At 67.4% G+C, this 25,365-nt stretch carries 21 protein-coding genes; 10 read left to right on the forward strand and 11 right to left on the reverse strand.

All coding sequences use genetic code 11. From position 1 onward, the window contains the following. The first annotated feature begins 455 nt into the window (after positions 1-455). Positions 456-755, forward strand: a complete 300-nt coding sequence (locus VEA80_RS12845) for a YkvA family protein (protein ID WP_325061147.1) — start codon at positions 456-458, stop codon at positions 753-755. 197 nt (positions 756-952) lie between these two features. Here the strand turns inward: VEA80_RS12845 and VEA80_RS12850 are convergent, their stop codons facing one another. The 4 genes from VEA80_RS12850 to purM form a co-directional block, all read right to left on the reverse strand. Next, positions 953-1,588 (reverse strand): Crp/Fnr family transcriptional regulator, encoded by a 636-nt coding sequence (locus VEA80_RS12850; protein WP_325061148.1) that lies wholly within the window; start codon positions 1,586-1,588, stop codon positions 953-955. A gap of 210 nt (positions 1,589-1,798) precedes the next feature. After that, entirely contained in the window at positions 1,799-2,500 is a 702-nt protein-coding gene (locus tag VEA80_RS12855; protein WP_325061149.1) for a Crp/Fnr family transcriptional regulator, read from the reverse strand. Between the two features lie 120 nt (positions 2,501-2,620). After that, positions 2,621-3,190 carry a phosphoribosylglycinamide formyltransferase gene (gene purN / locus VEA80_RS12860; protein ID WP_325061150.1) on the reverse strand — a complete coding sequence of 190 codons (570 nt, stop codon included), beginning with the start codon at positions 3,188-3,190 and terminating at the stop codon, positions 2,621-2,623. A gap of 139 nt (positions 3,191-3,329) precedes the next feature. Beyond that, positions 3,330-4,373 (reverse strand): phosphoribosylformylglycinamidine cyclo-ligase, encoded by a 1,044-nt coding sequence (gene purM / locus VEA80_RS12865; protein WP_325061151.1) that lies wholly within the window; start codon positions 4,371-4,373, stop codon positions 3,330-3,332. An 87-nt stretch (positions 4,374-4,460) separates the two neighbouring features. Here purM and VEA80_RS12870 point away from each other — a divergent pair, with 87 nt between their 5' ends. The 7 genes from VEA80_RS12870 (at position 4,461) to VEA80_RS12900 (ending at position 12,649) form a co-directional block, all read left to right on the forward strand. Then, complete coding sequence (locus tag VEA80_RS12870; RefSeq protein WP_325061152.1) at positions 4,461-5,531, forward strand: hypothetical protein; 1,071 nt, start codon at positions 4,461-4,463, stop codon at positions 5,529-5,531. 127 nt (positions 5,532-5,658) lie between these two features. Further along, complete coding sequence (locus VEA80_RS12875; protein WP_325061153.1) at positions 5,659-6,348, forward strand: chromosomal replication initiator DnaA; 690 nt, start codon at positions 5,659-5,661, stop codon at positions 6,346-6,348. A gap of 3 nt (positions 6,349-6,351) precedes the next feature. Beyond that, a complete protein-coding gene (locus VEA80_RS12880; RefSeq protein ID WP_325061154.1) occupies positions 6,352-8,559 on the forward strand; it encodes an RNA degradosome polyphosphate kinase in 2,208 nt (735 codons plus the stop codon). Between the two features lie 15 nt (positions 8,560-8,574). Further along, positions 8,575-10,071 (forward strand): Ppx/GppA family phosphatase, encoded by a 1,497-nt coding sequence (locus VEA80_RS12885; protein ID WP_325061155.1) that lies wholly within the window; start codon positions 8,575-8,577, stop codon positions 10,069-10,071. Further along, positions 10,068-10,322: a DUF3297 family protein gene (locus tag VEA80_RS12890; protein WP_325061156.1), complete on the forward strand. Its 255-nt coding sequence runs from the start codon at positions 10,068-10,070 to the stop codon at positions 10,320-10,322. The genes VEA80_RS12885 and VEA80_RS12890 overlap by 4 nt, the downstream gene beginning before the upstream one ends. 47 nt (positions 10,323-10,369) lie before the next feature. Next, a complete protein-coding gene (locus VEA80_RS12895) occupies positions 10,370-12,406 on the forward strand; it encodes an adenylate/guanylate cyclase domain-containing protein (RefSeq protein ID WP_325061157.1) in 2,037 nt (678 codons plus the stop codon). A gap of 75 nt (positions 12,407-12,481) precedes the next feature. After that, on the forward strand, positions 12,482-12,649 hold the full coding sequence (locus tag VEA80_RS12900; RefSeq protein WP_325061158.1) for a hypothetical protein: 168 nt from the start codon (positions 12,482-12,484) through the stop codon (positions 12,647-12,649). Here the strand turns inward: VEA80_RS12900 and rnd are convergent. The 3 genes from rnd to VEA80_RS12915 form a co-directional block, all read right to left on the reverse strand. Next, positions 12,646-13,794 (reverse strand): ribonuclease D, encoded by a 1,149-nt coding sequence (gene rnd / locus VEA80_RS12905; protein ID WP_325061159.1) that lies wholly within the window; start codon positions 13,792-13,794, stop codon positions 12,646-12,648. The genes VEA80_RS12900 and rnd overlap by 4 nt on opposite strands. A gap of 81 nt (positions 13,795-13,875) precedes the next feature. Further along, positions 13,876-14,808, reverse strand: a complete 933-nt coding sequence (locus VEA80_RS12910) for a hypothetical protein (protein WP_325061160.1) — start codon at positions 14,806-14,808, stop codon at positions 13,876-13,878. Next, positions 14,805-15,443: an SOS response-associated peptidase gene (locus VEA80_RS12915; protein ID WP_325061161.1), complete on the reverse strand. Its 639-nt coding sequence runs from the start codon at positions 15,441-15,443 to the stop codon at positions 14,805-14,807. Before VEA80_RS12915 ends, VEA80_RS12910 begins: the two co-directional genes overlap by 4 nt. A 104-nt stretch (positions 15,444-15,547) precedes the next feature. Here VEA80_RS12915 and aspS point away from each other — a divergent pair, with 104 nt between their 5' ends. Further along, positions 15,548-17,350: an aspartate--tRNA ligase gene (gene aspS / locus VEA80_RS12920; RefSeq protein WP_325061162.1), complete on the forward strand. Its 1,803-nt coding sequence runs from the start codon at positions 15,548-15,550 to the stop codon at positions 17,348-17,350. A 76-nt stretch (positions 17,351-17,426) separates the two neighbouring features. Here aspS and VEA80_RS12925 read toward each other — a convergent pair whose 3' ends face one another. The 3 genes from VEA80_RS12925 to VEA80_RS12935 form a co-directional block, all read right to left on the reverse strand. Further along, on the reverse strand, positions 17,427-17,978 hold the full coding sequence (locus VEA80_RS12925; protein WP_325061163.1) for a pentapeptide repeat-containing protein: 552 nt from the start codon (positions 17,976-17,978) through the stop codon (positions 17,427-17,429). 73 nt (positions 17,979-18,051) lie between these two features. Next, the gene (locus VEA80_RS12930) at positions 18,052-18,576 is read right to left on the reverse strand and encodes a pentapeptide repeat-containing protein (RefSeq protein ID WP_325061164.1); all 525 of its coding nucleotides are present in this window, start codon (positions 18,574-18,576) and stop codon (positions 18,052-18,054) included. Between the two features lie 59 nt (positions 18,577-18,635). Beyond that, positions 18,636-21,125: an AAA family ATPase gene (locus VEA80_RS12935; protein ID WP_325061165.1), complete on the reverse strand. Its 2,490-nt coding sequence runs from the start codon at positions 21,123-21,125 to the stop codon at positions 18,636-18,638. Between the two features lie 194 nt (positions 21,126-21,319). Between VEA80_RS12935 and VEA80_RS12940 the strand changes: the two genes are divergently transcribed. Further along, positions 21,320-22,363, forward strand: a complete 1,044-nt coding sequence (locus VEA80_RS12940; RefSeq protein ID WP_325061166.1) for a hypothetical protein — start codon at positions 21,320-21,322, stop codon at positions 22,361-22,363. Here the strand turns inward: VEA80_RS12940 and VEA80_RS12945 are convergent. Continuing rightward, positions 22,360-25,170 (reverse strand): hypothetical protein, encoded by a 2,811-nt coding sequence (locus tag VEA80_RS12945; protein ID WP_325061167.1) that lies wholly within the window; start codon positions 25,168-25,170, stop codon positions 22,360-22,362. The genes VEA80_RS12940 and VEA80_RS12945 overlap by 4 nt on opposite strands. Positions 25,171-25,365: the final 195 nt, after the last annotated feature.

Below are 25,365 nucleotides of genomic sequence, written 5' to 3' on the forward strand. Positions count from 1 at the left end.
CAACCCGCCATCGACGGATGGCGTCTCGGGGCTTAGCTCCATTCCCAATTCGCCGGTGCTGTGGGCAGGCGTTCCGTTCACCTGGACCCGACGGTTTCACTCCCCGCCGGCAACTCCCACCGACCGTGTCTCGCACCTCTCAAAGTTTCGGACGTCTTCGAAAGCTCCCGTGTGCGAGACGAGGAGCATTGTACGGCAGGTCAAGCGCGGTCGGACAGAATCGCACAAGGTTTTGTGGGTTGGGACCGCGCGCCTTCAGGCGCGCCATGGCGCTTGTGCTTGATAAACTTGTGCAAAGCGGGCCCGAAGGCGCGCGGTCCAGCTTGGATGGGTTCGTGCGAATTGGGGGATAGACGCTCTTTCTATCCCCGATTCCGTGCGCTGTGAGAGCTGCAGCCGGCGCGTGCGCGCTGGCGGATTCGCACTATTTTAGCGGCGACAGACGGAGCTGGGCGATGACCGATCATTCCCGCGCCTATTCGGAAGGCGCGTTCAAGACGAAACTCGGCGCGATCGCCGGGCTGGAGAGCCTCATTCAGGCGGCCAAGCAGGTGCATGCGCTGTTGCGCGATCCGGCGACGCCGATGTGGATCAAGGGACTCTGCATCGCCGTGCTCGGCTATCTGATCCTGCCGACCGATGCGGTGGCGGATTTCGTCCCGGTGCTCGGCCACGGCGACGATCTAGCCGCACTGACGGCGGCGCTGACGACGATTGCAACTCATTTGCCCAAAAAGAGCAGCGCTGAGGGCTAAATCGTACGCAAGCGGACGCACTCACCGCTCGCCATCTTGGTGTGCCAGAATTAGAAGCTCACCCCGTTTTCGAGCTTCGGGTCGCCGCCCGCCATGGAAAACCGTCCCGCAAATCACGCCGTCCGATGGCTCTGTGTTCTCGTCGTCGGGCGTTGGATCGTCGGCCTTGCGTTCTTGCTGCAGCAGTGCAGCGCCGGCTAGCCGATCAAACGTTTGTACTCCGCTTCCGGCACGCCGTAGATGCCGCCGGCAGCGGCTTCGAGTCCGACGCGGTCAACGATGCGCACGAGGCCGCGGCTCGAGCGGATGAGGCCTTTGCCTTCGAGATCGTTCAGCGCATCGGTGACGCCGGGACGGCGCACGCCAAGCATCAGCGCGATAAACTCGTGCGTCAGCTGCAGCGTGCCTTCATCGAGCCGGTCTTGCGCCATCAGCAGCCAGCGGGCGAGGCGCTCTTCGATCTTGGCGCGGCCATTGGCGAGCGCGGTTTGCGCGATTTGCGTCATGAAGACCTGCACGAACCGCTGTGCGAGCTGACGGAGACGTTCACTCTCGCCGAGTGATACGCGCAGATCGTCGGCGCTCATGCGCAGCGCGCTGCCGGCGACCTGTACGAACGCGTCATTGGGTGAGCGGTGGTTGCTCATGACGACGGCGAGACCGCTCATGCCTTCGCGGCCGACGACGCCAGCTTCGATCTGCTGACCATCAGGTGATTTCGCAACGATGGAGATGATGCCGCGGGTCGGAAAGTACACGTGTTCGATCGGTTTGTGCGCGGCCTCAATGGGCTGGCGATGCTGAAGATCGACCGCGAGCAGGCGCGTAGACATCTTCTGCCAATCCGGGTCCGGCAAGGCAGCAAGCAACAAATTCGCCCATCGTTCTGACACCAGCTCAAGCCCTCGCCGAACGGGAGAGCCCTTACGTCTCTTCAGCCGCCCACTCCCGCGCTCATTACGCCTCGTGAGGGCCTAGCACCTGTTCGCCGGCCATTGTGCTGCTGTACGGAACCGGACTGTCACGCGCCAAACGTGGACAGTTCAACGTTCGCCAAGCAAGCGGCGATATTCGCGTTCGGGGACGCCATAGGCGCCGCCGGCGAGAAGCTCCAAGCCCTCCCGATCGACAATGCGGACGACGCCGCGCGTCGCGCGAATCAGGCCTTTTCCCTCCAGCAGGTGAAGCGCATCGGTGACGCCGGGCCGACGCACGCCGAGCATGATGGCGATGAACTCGTGCGTAAGAGAGGCCTCGTCGCCAGCCACGCGGTCATGCACCATGAGCAGCCAGCGTGCGAGGCGCTCTTCGATCTTGGCGCGCGCATTGGCGAGCGCAGTGTGTGTCACTTGGGTGCTGAAGACATGCGCGAAGCGCAGGAGGACGTTGCTGATCTCTTCGCTCCGGCGCATGGCGATGCGCAGCTGTTCAGCCTCCAGGCGCTGCGCCGCGCCCTCGAGCTGGACGAACGCCTCGTGTGGAGAGCGGTGGTTGGCCATCACGACGGCAATGCCCGTCATGCCCTCGCAACCGATCAGACCGGCTTCAATGCTGTCGTGTTGGCTCGAACGTGCGACGACGGAAACGATGCCGCTGGTGACGAAATAGACATGGCTAATGTCCTCACCCGGACGCTCGATGTGCTGACGGAGAGCCAGCTCGACAGGCGCGAGATGCGGCGCAAGCAGAGCGGAGGCATTGCGCGAGAGCGTGGAAAGAAGTCGATTTGAGGAGGCTGAGGACATGACTCTGGCCGGCAAGGGCAAGAGTGCGCGTCTCTCTCAGCCGCTCACGCCCAAAAAGTCAGCGAGCGATAAGCTCAGCTTACGCCCTCATGGCCGCCGGTAGCAAGTTCGGCTGTTCGCTCAGAGTCGCGCCGCCAGTTCGGCCAGGCAACGCGGATAGAGTTCGTGCTCAAGCGCCAGCACACGGGACGCGAGCGCCTCGGGCGTGTCGCCGGGCAGGATCGGCATGTGCGCCTGGCCGAGGATTTCGCCGGAATCCACTTCTTCGACCACGAGATGGACGGTGCAGCCGTGCTCGCTCTCCCCCGCTTCGAGCGCGCGCGCGTGGGTGTTGACGCCGGGATATTTGGGCAACAGCGAAGGGTGGATGTTGACGAGCCGGCCGCGCCAAGCGTTGACGAAAAAGGGCGTCAGGACGCGCATGAAGCCGGCGAGGGCGACGATCTCGATGTTGCGTTGGACTAAGAGCGCATCGAGATCGCGTTCGAACGCTTCGCGGTTTTTGCCGTACGGCTTGTGATCGAGGGCGATAGCTTCAACGCCGGCGGCGCGGGCGCGGTCGAGGCCGGCGGCGGTGGGGACATTCGAGACGACGAGCGCGATTTCGTAGGCGTTTTGCTCGGCGTCGAGCAGCGCTTGCAGATTGCTGCCGCGGCCGGAGATGAGGACGGCGACGCGTTTTTTGCTCATGGCTGCGGCTCGCCAACTTCGTCATCCTGGGGCGCGCGCAGCGCGAGCCCAGGATCCAGGGGCCACCTGCTCGTCGCTTGCCCCTGGATCCTGGGCTCAATGCTTCGCATTGCCCCAGGATGACGGAATTGGACCGCCGTCATGCCGCTTTCAGCACGCCGATCTTGAAGGCTTGTTCGCCGGCGGCGGTGAGGGCGGCGATGACGCCGTCGGCTGTCGCTGGTTCGACGATCAGGATCATGCCGATGCCGAGATTGAAGGTGCGGCGCATGTCCGCTTCGGGGACGCCGCCGGTAGATTGCAGCCACTCGAACACGGCAGGCCGCGTCCAGGCGTTCCAATCGAACGCCGCTTCGAGATGATCCGGCAGCGCGCGCGGCGTGTTTTCGACCAGACCGCCGCCGGTGATGTGGGCGGCGCCTTTGGCGAGCTTGGCGTCGAAGATGGGCTTTAGCGCCTTGGCGTAGATGCGCGTCGGCGTCAGCAACGCCTCGGCGAGCTGTTTGCCCGGCGCGAACGGCGCGGGCGCATCCCAGCCGAGACCGGCGCGTTCGACCACTTTGCGCACCAGCGAATAGCCGTTCGAGTGCGGGCCGCTGGAGGCGATGCCGACGATGACGTCGCCCGCTTGCATGTCATCGAGGCGCGGCAACAGCGTGCCGCGTTCGGCGGCGCCGATGGCGAAGCCGGCGAGGTCGTAATCGCCTTTTCCGTACATCCCAGGCATTTCCGCGGTCTCGCCGCCGGCGAGCGCGGCGCCCGCTTGGCGGCAGCCCTCGGCGATGCCTTGCACCACGAGTGCGGCCTCATCGGCGTTGAGTTTGCCGGTGGCGTAGTAGTCGAGGAACATCAGCGGCTCGGCGCCCTGGGCGGAGAGATCATTCACGCACATGGCGACGAGATCGATGCCGACGGTGTCGTGGCGGCCGCTTTCGATCGCGATTTTCAATTTGGTGCCGACGCCGTCCGTGGTGGCGAGGAAGATCGGGTCCTTGAAGCCGGCGGCTTTCGGATCGAAGGCGCCGGCGAAGCCGCCGAGCGCGCCGTCGGCGCCGGGGCGAGCTGTGGATTTCGCCGCCGGCTTGATCAGATCGACCAGCCGTTCGCCCTCATCAATGTCGACACCGGCGTCGCGATAGGTCAGGCCGTTCGTTCCGGCGGGGGGTCGGGTTGAGTTGGTCACGCCATGAGTCCAGAAGCCGCCACATTGATAGGCGATTCCGCGCCGGGTAGGGTTTCCCTTCCCCGCAACGCGCAACGAGGTACCGCAATGAAAGCCACGCCGTGGGCTGCCTTCACCGCCCTGTTCCTGGCGGCCTTGTGCGCGTTCGCGCCAGGGGCCGCAAGCGCCCAGGGGCGCGACAATGTCTACGCGGTCAGCGGCGTCTATGTGGACGAAACGGCCGAGAACGCGGCGGCGGCGCAGCAGGCGGGATTCGCGGCGGCTTATCGGATCGGCTTCGACCGGCTGGTGCGCCGGCTCACGGCGCCGGCGGACCTCGCCGCGCGCGGCATGCCCGCGCCGCAGGGGCCGGCGTTCGATCTTCTGGTGCTGAGCGTCGATGTCGAAGAAGAGCGCCGCTCCTCGACGCGTTACATCGGCCGGCTCACGATCCGGTTCAATCCCGAGACGGTGGGCCCGCTGCTGCGCCAGCATGGGCTGACGGTGATCGATACGCGCGGCTCGCCGGTGCTGATTGCGCCAGTCAGCGCTGCAGGCACTGCGGAAGAAACCGCCGCGCTCTGGCGCGAGGTGTGGACGCAAGGCGGCTTCGGCAACGAGCTTGCGCCGCTGCGCATCGCCCCGGCCGAACTGCAGGGCGCGCCGGCCTGGGATGTCGCCGCGCCGTTCGCGCAACAGGCGGCGACCGCGTCGGCGATCTACGCGACGCTGCGCGTGCAGGGCTCGACGGTGAGCGCGCAGCTGGTGGAAGTGGGCGCCAATACGCGGCGCGATCGCGGCGAAGTCAGCGCACGCATCCAAGGCTCGGACGCGGCGGCGCTGCGCGCGGCATTGGCGTCGCTCGCCGAGCAAATCAATGCGCAGCTGCAGAACGAATTCAAAGCCCGCGCCGTCGTCGGCGGCGGCCAGCAGCGCGGCCGCATTTCGGCTTCGGCGCTCTACAGCGATCAGCGCCAGTGGGAGCAGATCAAGGACGCGCTCGAAGCGGCGGCGCAGACGGTGGTTTCCGAGATCCGCATCGAGGCGGTGGGCCGGCAAGGGGCGCTGGTGTCGTTCTCGTTCGTGGGCGACGAGAACCAGCTCGCGGCGGAACTGGCGCGCCGCGGCGTCAGCCTCACAAACACGGCGACAGGGCCGACATTGCGTGTCGCGCGATGACCACTCCTCCCCCGTTTACGGGGGAGGTGGCGAGCGCAGCGAGCCGGAGGGGGAAGCGCCGCGTGCAACACCCCCCTCAGTCTCACGCTTCGCGTGCGACAGCTCCCCCGCAGGCGGGGGAACATGAATGAGCGAGCAGCCGCGCCTGTTCGAGTTCCGCATGGGCGAGCGTTCGCCCGACACGCTGGTGGTTTCCGAAGCCAATCGCGACGCCGCCGGGCTGCTGACGGATTGGCGCAGCTGGCCGGGCGGGGCGCTGGCTTTGGTGGGGCCGCGCGGGGCGGGCAAGACGCATCTGGCGCTGGCCTGGGCGCTCGAAATGGGCGCGCGCCAGCTCGCGGCGACCTTGGGCCCGGACGAAGCGGCGGCTGTCTTTCACGACGCCGGGGGCCGCCTGCTCATCGACGACGCCGACCGCGCGCCGGACGAGGCGATGCTCTGGCGGGTGCTGGACATGGCCCGGAGCCAGGGCGGCGCGGTGCTGCTGACCGGGGCGACAGCGCCGGCCGAGTGGCCGGTGCGCCTGCCCGACCTGCGCTCCCGGCTCGCCGCTCTGCCGGTCGCGCGCCTCAAAGAGCCCGACGAGGCGCTGATGGAGGTGGTTTTACGCCGGATATGTCGCGAACAATTCATTCTCCTGAGCGATGATGCGGCCCAATATCTGGTGCGGCGGCTCCCGAGGACGTTCGCGGCGGCGCAGGCGTGCGCGGCCGCGCTCGACGCGGAGCTGGTGCGCGGGGCGAAGCCGGTTTCCCTGACCAGCGCCAAAAAGGCGCTGGCGCGGATGGAGACGGGCCGGGGTGGTGAGGACGGTTAAGAGATGGCTAAGCCGCGCAAGAAAACGCGCGTTGCGGCGGAGAACACGCCGCTCCTGCAGAGCCCGCAGCGGTTCATCAATCGCGAACTCTCCTGGCTCGCCTTCAACACGCGCGTGCTCGAGGAGGCGGAGAACGCCAATCATCCGCTGCTGGAGCGGCTGCGCTTTCTCTCGATCTCGGCCTCGAACCTCGATGAATTCTACATGGTGCGCGTCGCCGGTCTGCACGAGCAGGTGAAGGCGGGCGCGGCGGTGCTGAGCCTCGACGGCTTGACGCCGGCCGAACAGCTGGTGCGCGTGCATGCGGCGGCGACCAAGCTGATCGAGCGCCAGCAGGAGCGCTGGCGCACGCTGCGCGTCGAGCTGCGCGGCGCGGGCGTTTCGGTGCTCGATCCCGAGGAACTCACCGAAGAAGAGCGCGCGTTCCTGAAGCCGCTCTTCATGGCGGAAGTGTTTCCGCTGCTGACGCCGCTGGCGGTCGATCCGGCCCACCCGTTTCCGTTCATTCCAAACCTGGGCTTCGCGATCGCGCTGAAGCTGAAGCGTAGGGCCGATGGGCGCGCATTGAACGCGCTGATCCCGGTGCCGAACCAGGTCGCGCGCTTCATCGACGTGACGCTGGCGCATCCGCAGACGGAGCTGGAGCCGGGCGAGCGGCCGCAGCGGCGCTTCCTCACGCTCGAGAACACGATCACGCTGTTCCTCGACGAGCTTTTCCCCGGCTATCAGGTGGAGGCGCAAGGCGGCTTCCGCGTCGTGCGCGACAGCGACATCGAAATCCAGGAAGAAGCCGAAGACCTGGTGCGCGAGTTCGAGGCGCGGCTGAAGGAACGTCGCTTGGGCGACATCGTGCGCCTCAAGGTCGAAGCGTCGATGCCGGAAGATTTGCGCGGCTTCATCGTGCGCGAACTCGAAGCCGATCCGCGCGACGTGATCGTCGTCGACGGCCTGATCGGGCTCGCGGCGCTGTCGGCGCTGGTGAGCGAAGAGCGACCAGACCTCAAGTTCAAGCGCTACGAGCCGCGCTTTCCCGAGCGGATCAAGGATTTCGGCGGCGATTGCTTCGCCGCGATCCGCGCCAAGGACATGCTGGTGCACCACCCGTACGAGTCGTTCGACTCGGTGGTGCAGTTCGTGCGGCAAGCGGCGGCCGATCCCGCGGTGGTCGCGATCAAGCAGACGCTCTACCGGACGTCACGGGATTCGCCGATCGTCGCGGCTTTGGTGGCGGCGGCGGAAGCGGGCAAGAACGTCACGGCGCTGATCGAGCTCAAGGCGCGGTTCGACGAAGAATCTAACATCCGGGTGGCGCAGAAGCTGGAGCGCGCGGGCGCGTCGGTCGTGTATGGATTCATCGACTTCAAAACGCACGCGAAGGTGAGCCTGGTGGTGCGCCGTGAGGCCGAGGGCTTGCGCACCTACACCCATTTCGGCACCGGCAATTATCACCCGATCACGGCGCGCATCTATCAGGACTTGTCGCTGTTCACCTGCGATCCCGCGCTCGGGCGCGACGCCAACCGGCTGTTCAATTTCGTCACCGGCTATGCGAAGCCGGCCGAACTCGAGAAAATCGCGATGTCGCCGGTCAATTCGAAAGCGACGCTGCTGCAGCTGATCGAAGACGAGATCGCGCATGTGAAAGCGGGGCGCGAGGGCGCCATCTGGGCGAAACTCAATGCGCTGGTGCATCCCGAGATCATCGATGCGCTTTATCGTGCTTCGAACGCGGGGGTGAAAATCGAACTCGTGGTCCGGGGCATCTGCTGTCTCCGCCCGGGCGTGCCGGGCATGAGCGAGAACATCCGCGTCAAGTCGATTGTCGGGCGCTTCCTGGAGCACTCGCGCATCGTTTGTTTCGGCAATGGCGCGAAATTGCCGAACGCCAGGGCCAAGGTGTTCCTCTCCTCGGCCGATTGGATGCCGCGGAACCTGGAGCGCCGGGTCGAGGTCCTCTGCCCGGTTGAAAATCCCACCGTTCACCAGCAAGTACTCGACCAGATCATGGTCGCGAACCTCAACGACGAGGCGCAATCCTGGTACATGGACCAGGACGGGGTGTTCAAACGGGTCGATGTCTCCAAGCTGCCTGACGAGCCGTTCTCCGCGCACAATTACTTCATGCGCAACCCGAGCCTTTCGGGCCGCGGGCGCGCGCTCAAGGGCGACGCGCCCGCCGCGTTCGATCATATTGGCGCGCGCTACACCTAAAGCGGACGCCGGCCGATGAGCCGCGCGGTGCTCGAGGACGGCGCCGACGCCGCCGTGATCGACGTCGGGTCGAATTCGGTGCGCCTCGTCGTCTATCGCGTCGACGGCCGGGCGCTGACGCCGATTCTCAATGAAAAGGTCATGGCCGGTCTCGGCCGCGACATCGGACACACCGGCGTGCTCTCGGCAAATGGCGCCGAGGCGGCGATGCGAGCGATCAAGCGTTTCGCCACGCTGATCGAGGCGCTGCACATCGAGCAGGTGTTCGCCGTCGGCACCGCCGCCGTGCGCGAAGCGAAGGACGGCCGCGCATTCGCCAAGCGCATCGAGGAGGAAACCGGCGTCAAGCTGCGCATCCTGAGCGGCGAGGACGAAGCGCGGCTCTCCGCCCTCGGCGTCAGCGCCGGCGCGCCCGACGCCAAGGGGCTGGTCGGCGATCTCGGCGGCGCGAGCCTGGAGCTGATCGCGATCAGCCCGAAGGGCGTCGGCCGCGGCGAGACCTTCCCGATCGGTCCGCTCACTTTGATGCGCGGCGACGAGATCGATTATGATCAGATCAACGAACGCGTCGCCGGGGCGCTGAGCGACACGAAATTGCTCGCCAAGCGCGGCGGGGATTTTTATGCGGTGGGCGGCGCTTGGCGCGCGCTGGGCCGGATCGATCTCGCGCTCAGGAACCATCCGCTCGGCGTGTTGCATCACCACGAAATGAGCCGTGCGCAGGTGCTGAAAGTCGCCGAGGTGGTGCGCGGTCAAAGCAAACGCTCGCTCGAGAAGCTGGAGGAAGCGGCCGCCAAGCGCGCCGAGACGCTGCCTTACGCGGCCGTGGTGCTCGCGCACATCATGCAGATGGGCCAGTTCGAACGCGTGATCCTCTCCGCCTTCGGCCTGCGCGAGGGCGTGTTGATCGAGCGCATGAGCGCGCAAGCGCTCGCGACCCATCCGCTGATCGCGGCGGCGGAGGCGCTGGCCGGCCGCTGGTCGCGCAACCGGGCTTTCGGCGCCGCGCTGGAGCAATGGATTGCGCCCATCCTCGAGAAGCAGCCCAACGTCTTCCCGAAAAAGCGCGAAGAGGTGCTGCGCGGCGCGGCGGCGCGGCTCGCCGACGTCGGCGGCCCTCTGCACCCCGATCAGCGCGTCGAAGTGATGTTCGATCTCGTTCTGCGCGCCCCGCTCGCCGCCATCAGCCACGAGGAGCGGGCTTTCCTCGCCGCCGCGATCCACCATCGCTACACCAAGGCGGCGCCGCGTCACGCGGAGGCGTACATGCGCCTCTTGGACGACGAGCGGCAGGCGGCTGCCGCAGCGCTCGGCGCGGCGCTCCGCCTCGGCGCCGATCTCTCGGGCCGGAGCGAGACGTTGCTTGCGTCTTTCGACGCTTCCGCTGTTGACGGCAAGCTGGTGCTTCGGGTCAAGAAGGAGGCAGCCCATTTGGTCACCGAGACCGCGGCGCGCCGGCTCGACGCCGCCGCCCAGGCGCTCGGGCTGACAGCGGAGACGAAGATTGTATGAGTGACACACCGCCTGACCGCCTCTCGGTCGATCCCGATAATCCCCATTACGACGAAGCGGCGCTCGCCCGCGGCGTAGGCGTTCGCTTCAACGGCAACGAGAAGACCAACGTCGAAGAATATTGCGTCAGCGAGGGTTGGGTTCGCCTGGCAGTCGGCAAGACGCTGGACCGCCGCGGCAAGCAGCTGACGATCAAGTACAGCGGCAAGGTCGAGCCGTATTTCCAGGATGTTCCCGCGAAAGAAGGCTGAAGCCGGAGCCGATGGCGTGCTAACCTGCGCCGCTCAGAGGCTGGCGCGTGACGGAAGAATTCGGACCCAGAAAGCTCGCCGCGATCATGTCGATCGACGTCGCCGGCTATTCGGCGATGACCGAGACTGACGAAGCGCATGCGGTTGAGCTCGTCGCGCGGCTGCGCGAGATGCTGCATCAGGTCGCGCAGGCGCGGTCGGGGCGCATTTTCAATACGGCTGGCGACGGCTTCATGCTGGAGTTCGCTTCCGCGGCGGACGCTTTGGCTGCGGCCGAGCACGTGTGCGGCGGCGTCGAGCGCAAGAGCATCCGCGTCGGCGTTCACATTGGCGATGTGCTGATCTCGCAGAACGGTGATCTGCTGGGCCACAGCGTCAATGTGACGGCGCGGCTGCAACAGCTGGCGCAGCCCGGCGATGTCGTCGTCTCCACCGACGTGCGCCGCGCGGTGCGCGGAAAGCTGGCGCAGCGCCTTCATCCGGCAGGCGCCGTGCAGCTCGACAAGATGAGCGAGGCGCTGGAGATATTCACGCTCGAAGCCATCGCCGCGCCGAAGCCGCGCGGCAAGCGGCTCGAGCCGATGCTCGCGGTGCTGCCGTTCGACAATGAGAGCGACGATCCGCAGATGAACTACTTCTCGGAAGGCGTCGCCGACGAGATCATCATGACGCTGCTGCGGCAGTCCAAGATCAAGGTGATCGGCCGCACCTCCGCCTTCCAATTCCGCGGCGAACGCAAGACCGAAGCAGCCCATGCGCTCAAGGCGACGCACGTGCTGGACGGCTCGGTCCGCTGCGCCGGGACGAAGCTGCGGGTCAACGCCCAGCTGATCGAAGCGTCGTCCGGCATGGCGCTATGGAGCGAACGGTTCGACGGCGACCGCGCCGACGCCTTCGCGCTGGAGGACGAGATCGCCCTAAAGGTCGCCGCCTCGTTGCGCCGTTCGTTGGCGCAATCGGAACGCGCGGCGCACCCGATCAATCCCGCCGCCTACGATCTCTATCTCCGCGCCCGCCAGATCTGGCTGATGCTGAGCGATGTGGAGGAGGATCAAGCCGAGGTGCTGCTCGAACGCTGCGTCGCGCTCGCGCCGGATTTTCCTGACGCATGGGCCGCCCTCGCCAGCGTGCGCGCGTTCCTGCTGCCGCGCCACCGCGACATGATCGGCGAACCGCAGCACGACGCGGCGGTCGCCGCCGCGGAGCGCGCGCTCGCACTCGATCCCGATTGCGCGCAGGCGTTCGCGGCGCTGTCGCTGCTGAAGCCGGCGTTCGGCGCGCACGGCGAAAAGCTCCGCCTCGTCGACGAAGCCCTGAAGCGCACGCCGAACGACGCTTCGCTGCATGTCGCACGTTCGGCTTGGCTCTATGGGGTCGGACGCTTGAAGGATGCGGCTGCGGCGCTGGAGACGGCGAGCCGCCTCGATCCGCTCGGGCCGGCGGTCGAAGGTTTGCGCGCCAGCTTGATGTCGGCGCGCGGCGAAGCCGACACGGCGCTCGAAATCATGCAGGCCGCGTGGGCGCGCTGGCCGGATTCACCGTTCATCTGGTACTTGATGTGGAGCACCGATTGCGCCGCCGGCCGCGTCGACGAGGCCGAAGCGCTGGCCGCGCCGGGCGTTGCGCCGAAGCGGGCCGTCACCGAGCGCGACATCAGCGTCCTTCGCAATTACGCAGCCATGTTGCGCCTTGCGCCGGACGAGCGCCGCCACGCGTGCGAACGGGTGCTTGCGCAGGCTGCGCAGGGCGATGGCCCTTTGGCGCTTTCGACCATCCTGTTCGTCGCCGCACACGGCTGCGTGGAGAGTGCGCTCGATGCGCTCGAAGCCGCCATCGACGCCGGCCGCGATCTGCGCCCCGACAATCACGACGGCTTCGGCATGGCGCGGGCGCAATCGCCGCTGCAGTTGTTCGTCAGCAATGGCGGGACGCCGATCTGGAAACACAAGCGCTTCCCCCGCCTCGCGGCGCGGCTCGGCCTTGCGCAATACTGGATCGAAAGCGATCGCTGGCCGGATTGCGCAACGGAAGTGGATTACGACTTCAGAGCCGAGTGCCGCGCCGCAATGGCGCCGCCAGCTTGAAGCGGAACACCGTTTGCTGGAACTGCCGCCGCCGGCCCATTGTTCATGCGCCAGGGGATGCATGAGGAGAGCGTCATGGCTGACAGAGAAGGCGGCGGCGGGAGCGGGTTCACTGGAGTGATAGTCGGGGCGCTGCTTGTCGCCGCGCTCGCGCTTGGCTTCGTCGCCTACAATGGCGGATTTGGCGGCGGCCAAACCGCCGAGATCAACGTCGAGGCGCCGGAGGTCCCGAGCCCAGGCTAAGCTTCCTCGACGAACACTTTGCCGTCCTTCAGTTTGAGCGCGAGCTTGCCGTGCTTCAGCGCGAGCGCGCGTTCGCCGAACACTTTGCGCCGCCAGCCTGAGAGCGCGGGCACGTCGGCGGTATCGCTGGCGGCGATGGCTTCCACTTCGGACGCGGAGGCGATGAGACGCGGCGCGACGCCGTGCGTGTCGGCCTCGTAGCGGAGCAGCACCTTGAGCAGCTCGACGGTCGGGCCAAGGCCGGACGGCAGCGGCGGCGGGCGTTCGTATTTGAACACCGGCCGGTTCGGATCGGTGAACGCCTTGTCGAGCGCCTGCACCAGCTCCTGCGCCGCGCGCGAATTACCGAAGCCACGGGGGACGGCGCGCATGCGGTCGAAGTCTGCGGCGCTCTTCGGCCGATGCTCGGCGATCTCGTAGAGCGCTTCGTCCTTGACGATGCGCCCGCGCGGCACGTCGCGCATCTGCGACTGCCGTTCGCGCCAGGCCGCTGCGACCTGCAGCGCCAACACATAGTCGGCCGTCGTCTTGCGCAGCTTCAGGCGCCGCCACGCATTCTCCGGCGTCGTGTCGTAGATCTCCGGGTCGAGCAGATAGGCGTGCTCTTCGTCGAGCCACGACAGCCGATTGGAATCGGCCAGCTTCTGATGGATGCGCGGATAGAGATCGCGCAGGTGCGTCACGTCCGCCAGCGCGTAGGCGAGCTGCGATTCTGACAGCGGCCGGCGGCTCCAATCGGTGAAGCGCGAGGACTTGTCCAAGCGGCGCTTCAGCACCTGCTGCACCAAGGCGTCGTAGGCGACGGTGTCGCCATAGCCGCAGGCCATCGCCGCAATCTGGCTGTCGAACACCGGATGCGGCAGCTGGCCGCCGAGCTTCAGGAAAATTTCGAGATCCTGCCGAGCCGCGTGAAAGACCTTAAGCACGTTGGAGTCGGCCATCAGCTCAAGGAAGGGCTGAAGGTCGAGGCCCTCGGCCAGCGGGTCGATGACGGCCTCGATGCCCGGCGCCGCCGCCTGGATCAGGCAGAGCTTCGGCCAATAGGTCGTCTCCCGCATGAATTCGGTGTCGACGGCGACGAACGGCTGTGACGCCAGTTCCTGGCGCAGCGTCGCCAGATCGGCCGTTTTGGTGATTACCCGCATAGGGGCGTGGTTGCGGCGCGCCGCGCCTGTGGTCAAGCGCAGACGCTAGTTCCCGCTGCCGATCCGCCCGCTGGTCGCGACTTATTGCGGCCGCGGAGCGGTAAATTCCTCCGCCAGCGCGCCGTTCGCCACTAGGCTGCGCAGGTACGGGTCGTCATGCGCCGGGACGATGACGAGCGCGGGTTCGGCGGCCGCGAGATCGTGCAGAGCGCGCAATTGGCGCAGCACGGCGGGGCGGTCGGGATCGACCATCGGCATGACCCAGCGGATGAAGCGCGGGCGCCCGCGCGCGTGCTCGACGCTGTCCATCACCCAGGCGATGTCGCCGATGAAGAGATACTCGCGCGCCGCGGTGCGCGCGTAGATCAGGATCGTGCCGGGCGAATGGCCGGGCGCCGCCACAGCGACGACGCCGGGCGCGACACGTTGCGGCGTGCGGAAATCCGAAGGCCTCACTTGCGCGATCGGCGGCGGCAGGCGCCCGCCATGGGCGTGTTCGGGCAGGCCTTGCAGCTGCGGCGAGGTCAGCCGCAGATGCGGCGCGATGCGGTCGGGCGAAGGGTGGCGAGCGATCGCCATCACATGGTCGAGATGCTCGTGCGTGATCAGGACGCGCTCGGCGCGCGTCATCGCGCCGAGCACACGGCCGTAAGCGTCTTCGGAGAAGCCGCCTTCGCCCTCGGACATTTGGTTCAGCGTCTCGCGATCCACCGCGCCGTCGATGATGGTGTCGCCGCCCGGCGCGACGATCTGAAACGAGTTGTACGAGAAGGTGCGCTCGCCGCCGAAGGCGCCGGCTTCCGCCGCGAAGCTCGGCGCATTGCTTTCGCCGACGAACTCGATCCGTACCTCGGTCGGCAGGGTTTCCGGCGCATCGTCCGCCACCAGAGCGCGATACGCGGCAAGATCGATGACGCCGTCGGCGCGCGCTGGCGCTGCGCCATCGAGCACGAAGTACCAGAATGCGCCCGCGAGCGCTGCGACAAGGACGCCAAAGCCGATCAGCCACTTCATGTCAGCGTCTCCCCCGGATCTTCCTTCGGCCCTGATAGCACGATCTTCATGCGGTCCGCAGCAAAAGGCCTGGCGAGGGAGAGCGCCTCGTCGGCGGGCGCTTCGAGCCATGTGTCGATCTCTTCGCCTGTGAGCATCACCGGCATCGCCTTGGCGTGGATCGGCGCGACCAGGTCGTTGGCGTCGGTGGTGAGGAAGGCGAACAGAAGGTGCGTGCCTTCCTCTTTGCCGCGGACGCCGCTCCAGGGCCGCCACACGCCGGCGAAGCAGAACAGCGGCCGCTCGTCGCCGAGCGCGAACCAGTGCGCCACCTTGGGCGCGCTGTCGGTGTACTCGCAGAAGCTTGTCGCCGGCACGACGCAGCGGAAGCGCGGCTGCTCCAGCCAGCCGCGCCAGTAGGGGGAGCTATAGTTGCGGATATTGGTCACAGGCCGCTTGCCGCCGCCCGCCGGCGGGAAGCCCCAGCGCATCATCACCACCTCGCGCAGGCCTTCCTTCGAGGTTCCAACCACCGGGGCCATCTGGTCCGGGAAAATGCCCGGCAGGGGCGGCTGGTTGGCGGTCCGATCGCGCATGGCGCGGGTGTAGGCCACCAGCGCCTCGCGCGATTTGGTCATGGAATAGAGGTTGCACATTCAACGGGCTGTTCTGCCGGGGCAGGGCGCGCCTTGACAACCCGGCGGCGCGCGTGCGCCTGTCGCGCGAATTTTGACCCGTTTCCCGACTCGTGGAGCCCCTGATGCACGCTTACCGTTCCCACACCTGCGGCGCGCTTCGCCCGGCCGACGCCGGCAAGGATGTGCGCCTGTCCGGCTGGGTGCACAGAAAGCGCGATCATGGCGGGCTGCTGTTCATCGACCTGCGCGACAATTACGGGCTGACCCAGATCGTCATCGCTCCGTCCTCGCCTGCGTTTGCGGCGGCCGAGAAGGTGCGGGCCGAAAGCGTGATCCAGGTCGACGGCAAGGTGGTCGAGCGCACGGCCGAGACGGTGAACGCGAACCTGCCGACCGGCGGGATTGAAGTTCAGGGCTCGGCGCTTCAAGTGCTTGGCGCGGCCGAGGAGCTGCCGCTGCCGGTGTTCGGCGAGCCGGACTATCCGGAAGACATCCGGCTCAAGTATCGCTTCCTGGATTTGCGGCGTGAGAAGCTGCACCGCTCGATCCTGCTGCGCTCGCAGGTCATTGCGTCACTGCGCCGGCGCATGATCGATCAGGGCTTCACCGAGTTTCAGACACCGATCCTGACGGCGTCGTCGCCGGAAGGCGCGCGCGACTTTTTGGTGCCGTCGCGTTTGCACCCTGGCAAGTTCTACGCGCTGCCGCAGGCGCCGCAGCAGTTCAAGCAGCTGCTGATGGTGGCGGGCTTCGACCGCTACTTCCAGATCGCGCCGTGCTTCCGCGACGAAGACGCGCGCGCCGACCGCTCGCCGGGCGAGTTCTATCAGCTCGACTTCGAGATGAGCTTCGTCACGCAGGAAGACGTGTTCAACGCGATCGAGCCCGTGCTCGCCGGCGTGTTCGAGGAATTCGGCCAAGGCAAGAAGGTCACAAAAGCCGGCGAATTCCCGCGCATTCCGTACGCCGAAGCGATCACCAAATACGGCTCCGATAAGCCGGACCTGCGCAACCCGCTGGTGCTGCAGGACGTGAGCGACCACTTCCGCGGCGGCGGCTTCGGCCTGTTCGCGCGCATCCTCGAAACGCCCGGCCACGCGGTGTGGGCGGTGCCGGCGCCCGGCGGCGGCGCGCGCGCGTTCTGCGACAAGATGAACGCCTGGGCGCAGCACGAAGGCCAGCCTGGGCTCGGCTACATTTTCTGGCGCGAAGGCGAAGAAGGCGGCGCCGGGCCGATCGCCAAGAACATCGGGCCGGAAAAGGCGCAAGCGATCCGCGATCAGCTCGGCCTCAAGGTGGGCGACGCGGCCTTCTTCATCGCCGGCGATGCGAAGGTGTTCTACAAGTTCGCCGGCTCGGCGCGCACGAAGGTGGCGCAGGAGCTCAACCTCATCAGCCAAGACGAGTTCAAGTTCTGCTGGATCGTCGACTTCCCGATGTACGAGTGGAACGAGGACGAGAAACGCATCGACTTCTCGCACAACCCGTTCTCGATGCCGAACTACGATCACGAGGCGTTCCAGAAGCTCGATCCCGCGGACGCGCTCACCATCCTCGGCATCACAGCGTTCCAGTACGACATCGTCTGCAACGGCGTTGAGCTCTCCTCGGGCGCGATCCGCAATCACAAGCCCGAGATCATGATCAAGGCGTTCGAGATCGCGGGCTATGGGCGCGAAGTGGTCGAAGAGAAGTTCGGCGGGATGCTCAACGCATTCCGCTATGGCGCGCCCCCGCACGGCGGCTCGGCCCCGGGCGTCGACCGCATCGTCATGCTGCTCGCCGGCGTCGACAACATCCGCGAAGTGATCGTCTTCCCGTTCAACCAGCAGGCGCAGGATCTGATGATGAACGCGCCGGGCGAAGTCACGCCGAAGCAGCTGAAGGAGCTGCACATTCGGGTGGTGGAGCCGGCGAAGGGGTGAAGCGATTAGGTGAGTAAGGGAGTAGGTGAGTGGCGTGGAGCGCTACCTGCTATCCATCGCCTACTCACCTACTCACCTAATCGCATCGCCGCACCCGCAGGCCTTCCGGCAGCCGTGTGCGGCGGTCGCCGCAGGCGGTGTCGAGCTGGCGTTGGGTGAGGCCGGCGGCGGTGCGGAAATCGGCGCCGGAAATGTCGGCGCCTTCGATGTTCATGCGCGCGACATTGGCTTCGGTGAACACCGCGCGGCGGAAGTCGGCGCCGCGGGCGTCGGCGCTCACCATAGTTGCGCGTTCGAAGCGGGCGCGCGGACATTCCGCGCCGATGAGCTTTGTGCGCCGCAGATCAGCTTCGGTGAAATTTGCGCCGGCGAATTCGGAGCCTGACGCATCGGCGCGCGCCAGCACAGCGTGCGAGAAGTCGCTGCGGTTGAAGACGGAATCGCTCAGCCGCGCGCCGGCGAGGATGCGGCCGGAGAGATCGCAATCTTCGCATGCGCCGCCATAGGCGGGCGCGCGTTCGAGATGCGCGGGATTTGCGCTGAATGGCCAGAACGCAGCCGCCTCGGCGGCCCAGATCGCGGAGACTGCGATGGCCGCACACAAGGCGAAGCGCAATTGTGTCAACACGGCGCCCGGCGTAGGCGCGAGCGAGATTCCACGCTAGTGAACATGCAGTAAGCGAGAATTGTTACTTATTATTTCAGCAGGCGGGGATAGTCATTCCTTGGGGCAACGTGGTCGTTGCATCGCCGCAAGCAGTATTCAGGCGGTCTTGGCTGAGTCCCAGCGCATCGGCGAGTTCAGCGCCCGAGAAGTTGGCGCCTCCGAGCGCCGCGCCGCTCAAACGCGCGCCGCCGAGATAGGCGCCGACGAAGGTCGCGCCTTCAAGATTGGCGTCGGTGAAGTCGGCGCCGGTGAGGCGCGCGCCAAAGAAGTTGGTCAGCGACATGTTGGCGCCGCGGAAGCGGGCGCGGTCTGCGGTCGCGAGCGAAAGATTGGCCTGGCGAATGCGCGCGCCGGAAAAGTCGCGACCGGCGATCGATTGGTAGGCGAGATCGATCTGAAACAGGTCGCAATTCGCGCAGCTCGCGCCATTGCGGACGCGCTCTGCGGTCGCGTCGCGCTCGGCTTGACTGACGATCGGTCCCCCGGTCGCCGAAGGCGCCTGCGCGAACGCAGCCGGCGTTAAGGCAAACAGACAGGCGAACAGCGCGGCGCGTTTCATTGTGGCGCAACTCCAGCGGACATTCCGCCCAAGTCGCACGAGCCATACCGCGATGGCGTTCAGCTCTGGCTGCGCTGCGGTTCGAATGCGGCGGCGCGTGCGCGCGCCTGCTCGAGCGCCATGGGCGTCAGGCGCTCGGCGATCTCAGCGGCGCGCGCACCCGCCGTCTCGTCGCCTTGCTGGGCCGCCAGCGTGAACCAGAACAGCGCCTCGGCGGGATCGGCGGTGACGCCGCGCCCCTGATCGTAGAGGACGCCGAGATTGTATTGGCTGTCGGCGACGCCGCGTTCGGCCGCTTGCCGGAACCAACGGAATGCCGCGACCGGATCGATCGCCACCCCTTCGCCGCGCGCGAAGTAGACGCCGAGATCGTGCATCGCGTGCGGGTTGCCGGCGAGGGCGGCGCGTTCGGTCCAGCGCCGGGCGGCGCTCAAATCGGCCTCCACGCCTTCGCCTGTTTCATAGAGCTTGGCCAGACGGTGCTGCGCTTCGTTCGAACCGGTTTCGGCCAGCGATTGGAGCGCGGCTACGGCTTCGCCGGCGCGACCTTCTTCGAGCATGCGCAGCGCCGCTTCGAACGAGATCGCCGGAGCGGCCGCCGGGGGCGGCTGGACAGGGGCGGTCGCGGCGACCGGCGCCGCCGTCGCGGCCACGAGCTCAACCGCCTGCGCCGAGGGGCGATGGTTCTCGATGAACCAGGCGCTTACGACGAAGAGTGTCGTCAGCGCCGCCGTCGCGCGCAGCGCCGTGCTGGGCCGGCGTGCGCGCTTGACCTTGCCGCTCGCGACCATGCGCGCCTTGTCGATGAAAGCGTCGGACGCTGCCGCCGTCGCCGTCCGCGAGACGCGGAGCCGTTTCAGTGCGCCATGCACCGTCTCGTCGCTCGCCAGCGAGGGCGCCGCAGGCTGCTGCGAGAGTTGCGGCGCCGGCGCGCTCGCGGTTTCGCCGGCAGGGGCTTCGCACGGCTCGCGCCCGGTGATGGCGCTGGCGAGTTGATCCAACGCGACGGCCGCTTTCGCGTGCGGGGCCACGGCGCCGAGGGATTGCCCGGCGATCGCGGCCTGGCCGAACAAGGCTGGCTCGAACGCCAACGCGAGCGCGGGCTCGACTCCCAATGCGCCGGCGAATTCCTTGAGCGCGATCTCGGGACGTTTCGGCACGCCCACCATCGACATCACCACGTGCGGCGACATGCCGGGACGCGCGTCGCGCAACGTTTCGATCATGCTCTTGGCGCTGCTGAGGCTGGCGAGATCGGGGCCGGTGACGAGCACGGTTTCGTCGGCGGCGAGCAGCGCCTCCTTCACCCACGGGCTCCACATGTGCGGCAGGTCGAGCACGATGTAGCCGGCGGTGCGGCGGATTTTCTTGAGCACGGCGTCGAGCGTCTCGCCCGTCGGCCTGAACTCGCGTTCGAGCGTGACGGGGGCGGAGAAGATGCGCAGGCGCGGCGTCTGGCGGATGATGAGCTTGTCGATCAGCTCGTCGTCGGCGCGGTCCGGCGCCGCGAACGCATCGCCCATCGTGTGCGGCGCTGTTTGGTGAAAGTTGAACGCCGCCGTGCCGAAGGCGAAATCGAGGTCGACGATCGCCGTCGCCTGCTGCTGGCGTTCGGCGATCGACCAGGCGATGTTGTGCGCCACCGTCGAGGCGCCGACGCCGCCGCGCGCGCCGATGACGGCGATGACGCGGGCGTTGTCGGTGTTGGCGTAGAGGCGGCAGAGCGAGGCGGCCAGTTCGGCCGCCGTGATCGGCGGCACGATGTATTCGCTGACGCCGCGGGCGGCGAGTTCGCGCAGAAGGCCGATGTCGTTGACCGCGCCCAGCAGGACGATCTTCGCGCCCTGCGCGACGGCCGGCGCAAGCTCGTCGAGCGCCCGCAGCATGTCCGCGCCTTGAAGCGTCGACTCCAGCACGAAGAGGTCGGGCGCCCCGGCTTTTGCGACCCGCGCGGCGGCGCCGTCGATGCCGCCGCGGCCGAAGGCGAATGCGCCGCGCCGCAGCCGCGGGTCGGCGGCGAGTTGGGTGAAAAGCTCGCCTGCGGTCTCGCTGTCGTGGCTGGCATAGATCGAAATCGCTGGGACCGGCTGACTGGCGTCGCCGCCCGCTTGAGCGGGATGGGCCGCCTGTGCGTTCACCGCGGCGCTCGCCGTCAGCAGCAGCTCGCCAGCTTGCGCGGGCGCTTCGATGATACGGCGCTCCTGGAAGATCTCGTCGTCTTCCTCCGGCGCGTCGAACGGCGCGTCCTCTTCGAGATCGTGAGCCGCGGCCAGGGGCGGAGGTCCCTCCGGCTGCTCGGCTTCGCGGGTCAGCTCCAGAACGGTTTCAGGCGGCGGCGTGTCGTTGCCCGCGAAGGTGATGAACACATCGTCGGCGCCGAGGACGAAATCGTCCTCCACGTCGAACTCGGGCGCATCGTCGTGCATGGGCGAAGCGTCGAAGCCGTCCGGCGTGTCGTCGGGCGTCGGCGCCGCGATCGGCTTCGCCGTCCAGCGCGCCGCGTTCCGCCGCGACCGCGACCTGGCTTTCCGCGTTCCAGGGGTAAACATCAGCTTGAGCGACTTGAGCTAGATTGGCCGACCCCAATCTTTCTCAAACATTCATTGCAACGCGATTAGGAAAGAGACCTAACGCGCGTTTACGATGCAGATCACGCATTCGTTGACGCATGTTCAGGCATTCGTGATTGGTGCCGGATTGCCCCGGGGGTGACTTGGTTGTCCACTCGGTGAGGGAGGGCGCCATGATCCTTCGGTGGTTCACAGCCGCGCTAGCGGCGCTGGTGCTTGCAAACAACGCATGGGCGCAAGGCGCCGAGGAGCCCGGGCTGCTGATCGTATACTACACACACTACGATTGCCCGGAGCAGCCTGCCGGAGAGCCCGGGTCGACGCCCGCGTCGGCGATCGATCTCGAGAGTTTCGACGAGGCTTACTACGCAGAGCATCGATCGGAGACGTTCGATGCTGACGCCGAAGAAGCAGGTCCGCCGCCGCCGTCGCGGTTGCACTGCAAATATGTGCGGCTCAGCGGGTTCATGCGCTGGATGGACTACTACCATTATCGGGCGCGCATCTACGCGACTGCGGCCGACGCCTATCTCAGTGACGGTGCAAGCTACATCGTCGAGGACTTCGTAGACCCAACCGCACGTCGCGGGGATTTGATGCAGCGGCCGGTCGTGCTCGTTGGTCGCTTCTATAATCTTTGCGCCGCCGCGAACCGCGCAATGCATGAGGCAGGACAATCTTGGTGGCTCTTCGGCCCATGCCACTACGGCGCAAACACCGGCATGATGCTCGACGACGTCGTCGTTGAGCAGGTGACGCCAGGTCCGCAATATATCCTCGGCGAGGATAATCGCGGCTTCTTCAATTCGCTTATCCGCGTGACCGGCGAGGAGCGCAGCAAACAGATCGGACGAGTACGGGACTGGGCGTCGCTGGTGCAGGCGGAGCCGGCCGCCGCGGCGGAGGATTGGATCGCGCGTCATCCCCAGCTCGACGAAGGATCGCGAACGGAAGCGCGCGCGAGCTTTCTTGATCGCAACAGCTACACCTCGCACCTTTTCAGCCAGGAGCGTATGCGCCGGCTCAATGTCCGCGCCGCGCAGGTGGAGGTGTTCTGGGATGCCGACGACGAGGAGCGCGAAAGCGCTTACGGCTGCATCTGCTTGGTTCGGTCCTGCGCGGATCGGTGGCCGCTTCTCGTCAGCGACGCGAGCGAGTTTCTGGGCGATGCCGCGTGCGTCGAACTAAGACGCGACGACGACTGGCGCTGGAACTAACCCCCGCTCGCTTCGCCTTTCGCGCCGCAGGCGGCGCAGACGCCGGATTGTTCGACGGTGAAATGGCCGCAGGCGGCGCAAGGGTCGTTGCGATAGCCGGTGGCGATCGGCTTTGCGGGCGCAGGCGGCTCGCGCCGGTCGCGGCTCTCGACCACGGCGCGCGGGCGCAGCACGACGAGGTTGTCCGCCGAGGCGCCGCGGGCGAAGCCGCGGGAGATGAGCCGCGCCGCGCTCTCGGCGTCTTGCGCGTTCTTGGAGAGGCCGTCGCCGCGCGCGTCGAACGGATCGACGTGGGCGAGATCGGCGCGGCCGAGATAGCTCACGGCCAGTTCGCGGAAGATGTAGTCGAGGATCGAAGTGGCGTGGCGGATAGTGTCATTGCCGCGCACTTCGCCCGCCGGTTCGAAGCGGGTGAACAGGAAGGCGTCGACATATTCTTCGAGCGGCACGCCATACTGCAGGCCGATCGAGATCGAGATGGCGAAATTGTTCATTAGCGACCGGAAGGCCGCGCCTTCCTTGTGCAGGTCGATGAAGATTTCGCCGAGTTCGCCGTCGTCGTACTCGCCGGTGTGCAGATAAACTTTGTGGCCGCCGACGGTGGACTTCTGGATGTAGCCCTTGCGCCGCTCCGGCAGACGCCGACGCTGCACCGGCGCGGGGGCTTCTTGGACGATGGCGGCAGGCGCGGTCGGCGCGGCGGCGACCGGTGCGCGCGGGGTTTCAACGTCGTCGTCGATCGGCGCGATCGTCAGCGTGATCTGCGGCGCTTCGGCGCGAACGGCGGCGAGGCCGACGTTCGCAGCCTTTGCCGCTTCGAGCAGATCAGCGCGCTTGCTGGCGTTCTCGACCGTCAGCGTGATGTCGAGCGCTGCGCGCGCGTAAGGCGAAACCGCGGCGGCCATGGCGATGCGCGCGTCTGGCGCGATGTCGGCTGCGGCGGCGAAGACGTGCGCGTGTTGGGCCGCAAGCTCCGCGGCGCCGCGGAGATCGCCTGCGCCCATGCAGTAAGCTTCCGCCGCGGCGATGTCGGCTTCGTTGAAGCCGAGCGTCATCAAGAGATCGCCGCGTTTGCCTGCGGCGACGTCGGGCGGCAGCTTGAGCGCCTCTTCGCAAAGCGCCGGGCCGATCACCAGCGGATGGATCGCGGCGCGAAGGTTGAACGCATCGGCGGCCGCTTCTTCGATCGCTTCCAGCGCAGGTTCGGTGAGGCCCTTGGCGGCGAGCGTGTCGAGATTGATCGCCGGCGCGCCTTTCAGCGTGCGGCGGCCTTCGACGTGCGCGGCGAGCGCGGCAATGGCGTCGCCCTCATAGCCGAGCGCCGCCAGTCCCGCGCGCGCGTCGTCGCCGAGCAGCCGGCCGAAGCCGCCGTCTTCGCGTGCGCCGAAGCGGGCGACGCTTTCGCACGGCGCGACGCCGCTGGCGGAAAGGCCGGCGCGGCGCGCGCTCGTGGCGTCGTTGGCGAAGGCGAGCGCGAGCGAGACGCGCAGGCCCGCGCTCTTCGCGCCTGGGAGACTGCGATAGATCGCTTGCGCACGCTCGGCGAGAGAGCCGGTGAGCGCATTGGCGGCGTCGCGCGCGGCTTTCACCGCCGCTTCCTCGCCGCGTCTGGCGCGCGACCATTCGGGATAGGCGGTCTTGGCTTGGGCGAGCGCGGCGCTCTCGGAGATGGCGGCGGCGTGCGCGAGCGCGGAGACGCTCGACGCCAGCGCGCGGCCTTCGTCGCTGTCATAAGCGAGCCCCGCTCGCATCAGCAGCGCGGCCAAGCCTTCGAGACGGATGAGAATGGGCCGGCGCGGCGAGGCGCTGTGGGCGCCATGCGCGCCATCGAGCGCGCGGACGATGAGGCGGATGGCGCCTTCGAACGCGTCGATGTCGAAGCTCTGCGCCTGAAAACGCGGCAGCGCGATGCTGGCGCCGATGACGCTGGCTTCGTGTTCGCCGGCGACGGCGCCGGTGGGATCGATTGCGCCGGCCGCGAACGTCGTCAGCGCATGCGCGCCGATCTCTGGCGCGGCAATGGCGACTCGGCGGCGCGTGGGATCGGCGCCGGCGTCGAGCGATGCGCTGTAGGCGCCGCGGGCGACGGCGCCGGAGAGCGCGGCGACGATGTCGCCGTCCGGCGCGCCGGCGAGACGCGCCGCGGCGGCTTTGCGCCGGACGCCGCCATGATCGAGGTTGAGGCCGTTGCGCACGGCTTCGATCGCGAGGTCTGCCAGCGCCGCATCGAGCGCGCGTGCGCCGGCCGTGAGCGCCGCGCCCGCACGCGCCCGCGCCGCGTCGTCGGCGATGAGTTGCGACGCCTGCTGCGCATCCGGGCGGACAAGAATGGCGACGCCGTTGGCGCCCATCGGATCGGCGATCCGCGCCGCAGCGTCGAGCGCGTCGAGCGCGGGCGCAGACGGGGCTCCGGCGATGCCGAGCTTAGCGCCGGCCGCGAGCAGCGTCTGCGCCCGCGCCAGCGCTGCCATTTCGTCAGCGCGTTCGCGCGGCCAGCGGATCAGCGCGGCGGAGAAGGCGAGTTCGGCGCCGGGCGACAGCGCCGCGCGCATGAGCGGCGGATCGAGCAGGACGCGGCCGGCGGCGAGTTCGCTCAGAAGCGCCGGGGCGAGGGTTTCGTCACCCGCCCAGTCCGCGAGCCGCTTGGCCGCCCGGCTCAGCGCCTCGGCGACGCTGGGCCCGGCAGGAGTGTCGACAGCCAAGCCCGCCTCGAGCGCCGCCTGGATCATGGTTTCGGACCACGCTTCCGGCGCGATCGCCGCTGGGCGGGTCTCGTCGTCGTCATGGTGTGCGAAATCCTGCGCCATTAGCGGTCTCCATGCAGCCGCCCCAGCATGCCCCGCGCCGTACCGCCGATCAATATCTAGTATGGAACGACCTGGGATTATCCCAAGATATTGTTTCGCACCCGCACTGGACGTGAGGCGCCCGCTTCGTCATATTCCGCCCGCCGCTGCTTCGGGCTGCTTCCTCAGCCGCGATCTCGGCGCGCCGGAGACAAA

The sequence above is a fragment of the Vitreimonas sp. genome (assembly GCF_035627415.1).
In the GTDB taxonomy this organism is placed as follows: Bacteria; Pseudomonadota; Alphaproteobacteria; order Caulobacterales; family Aquidulcibacteraceae; genus Vitreimonas.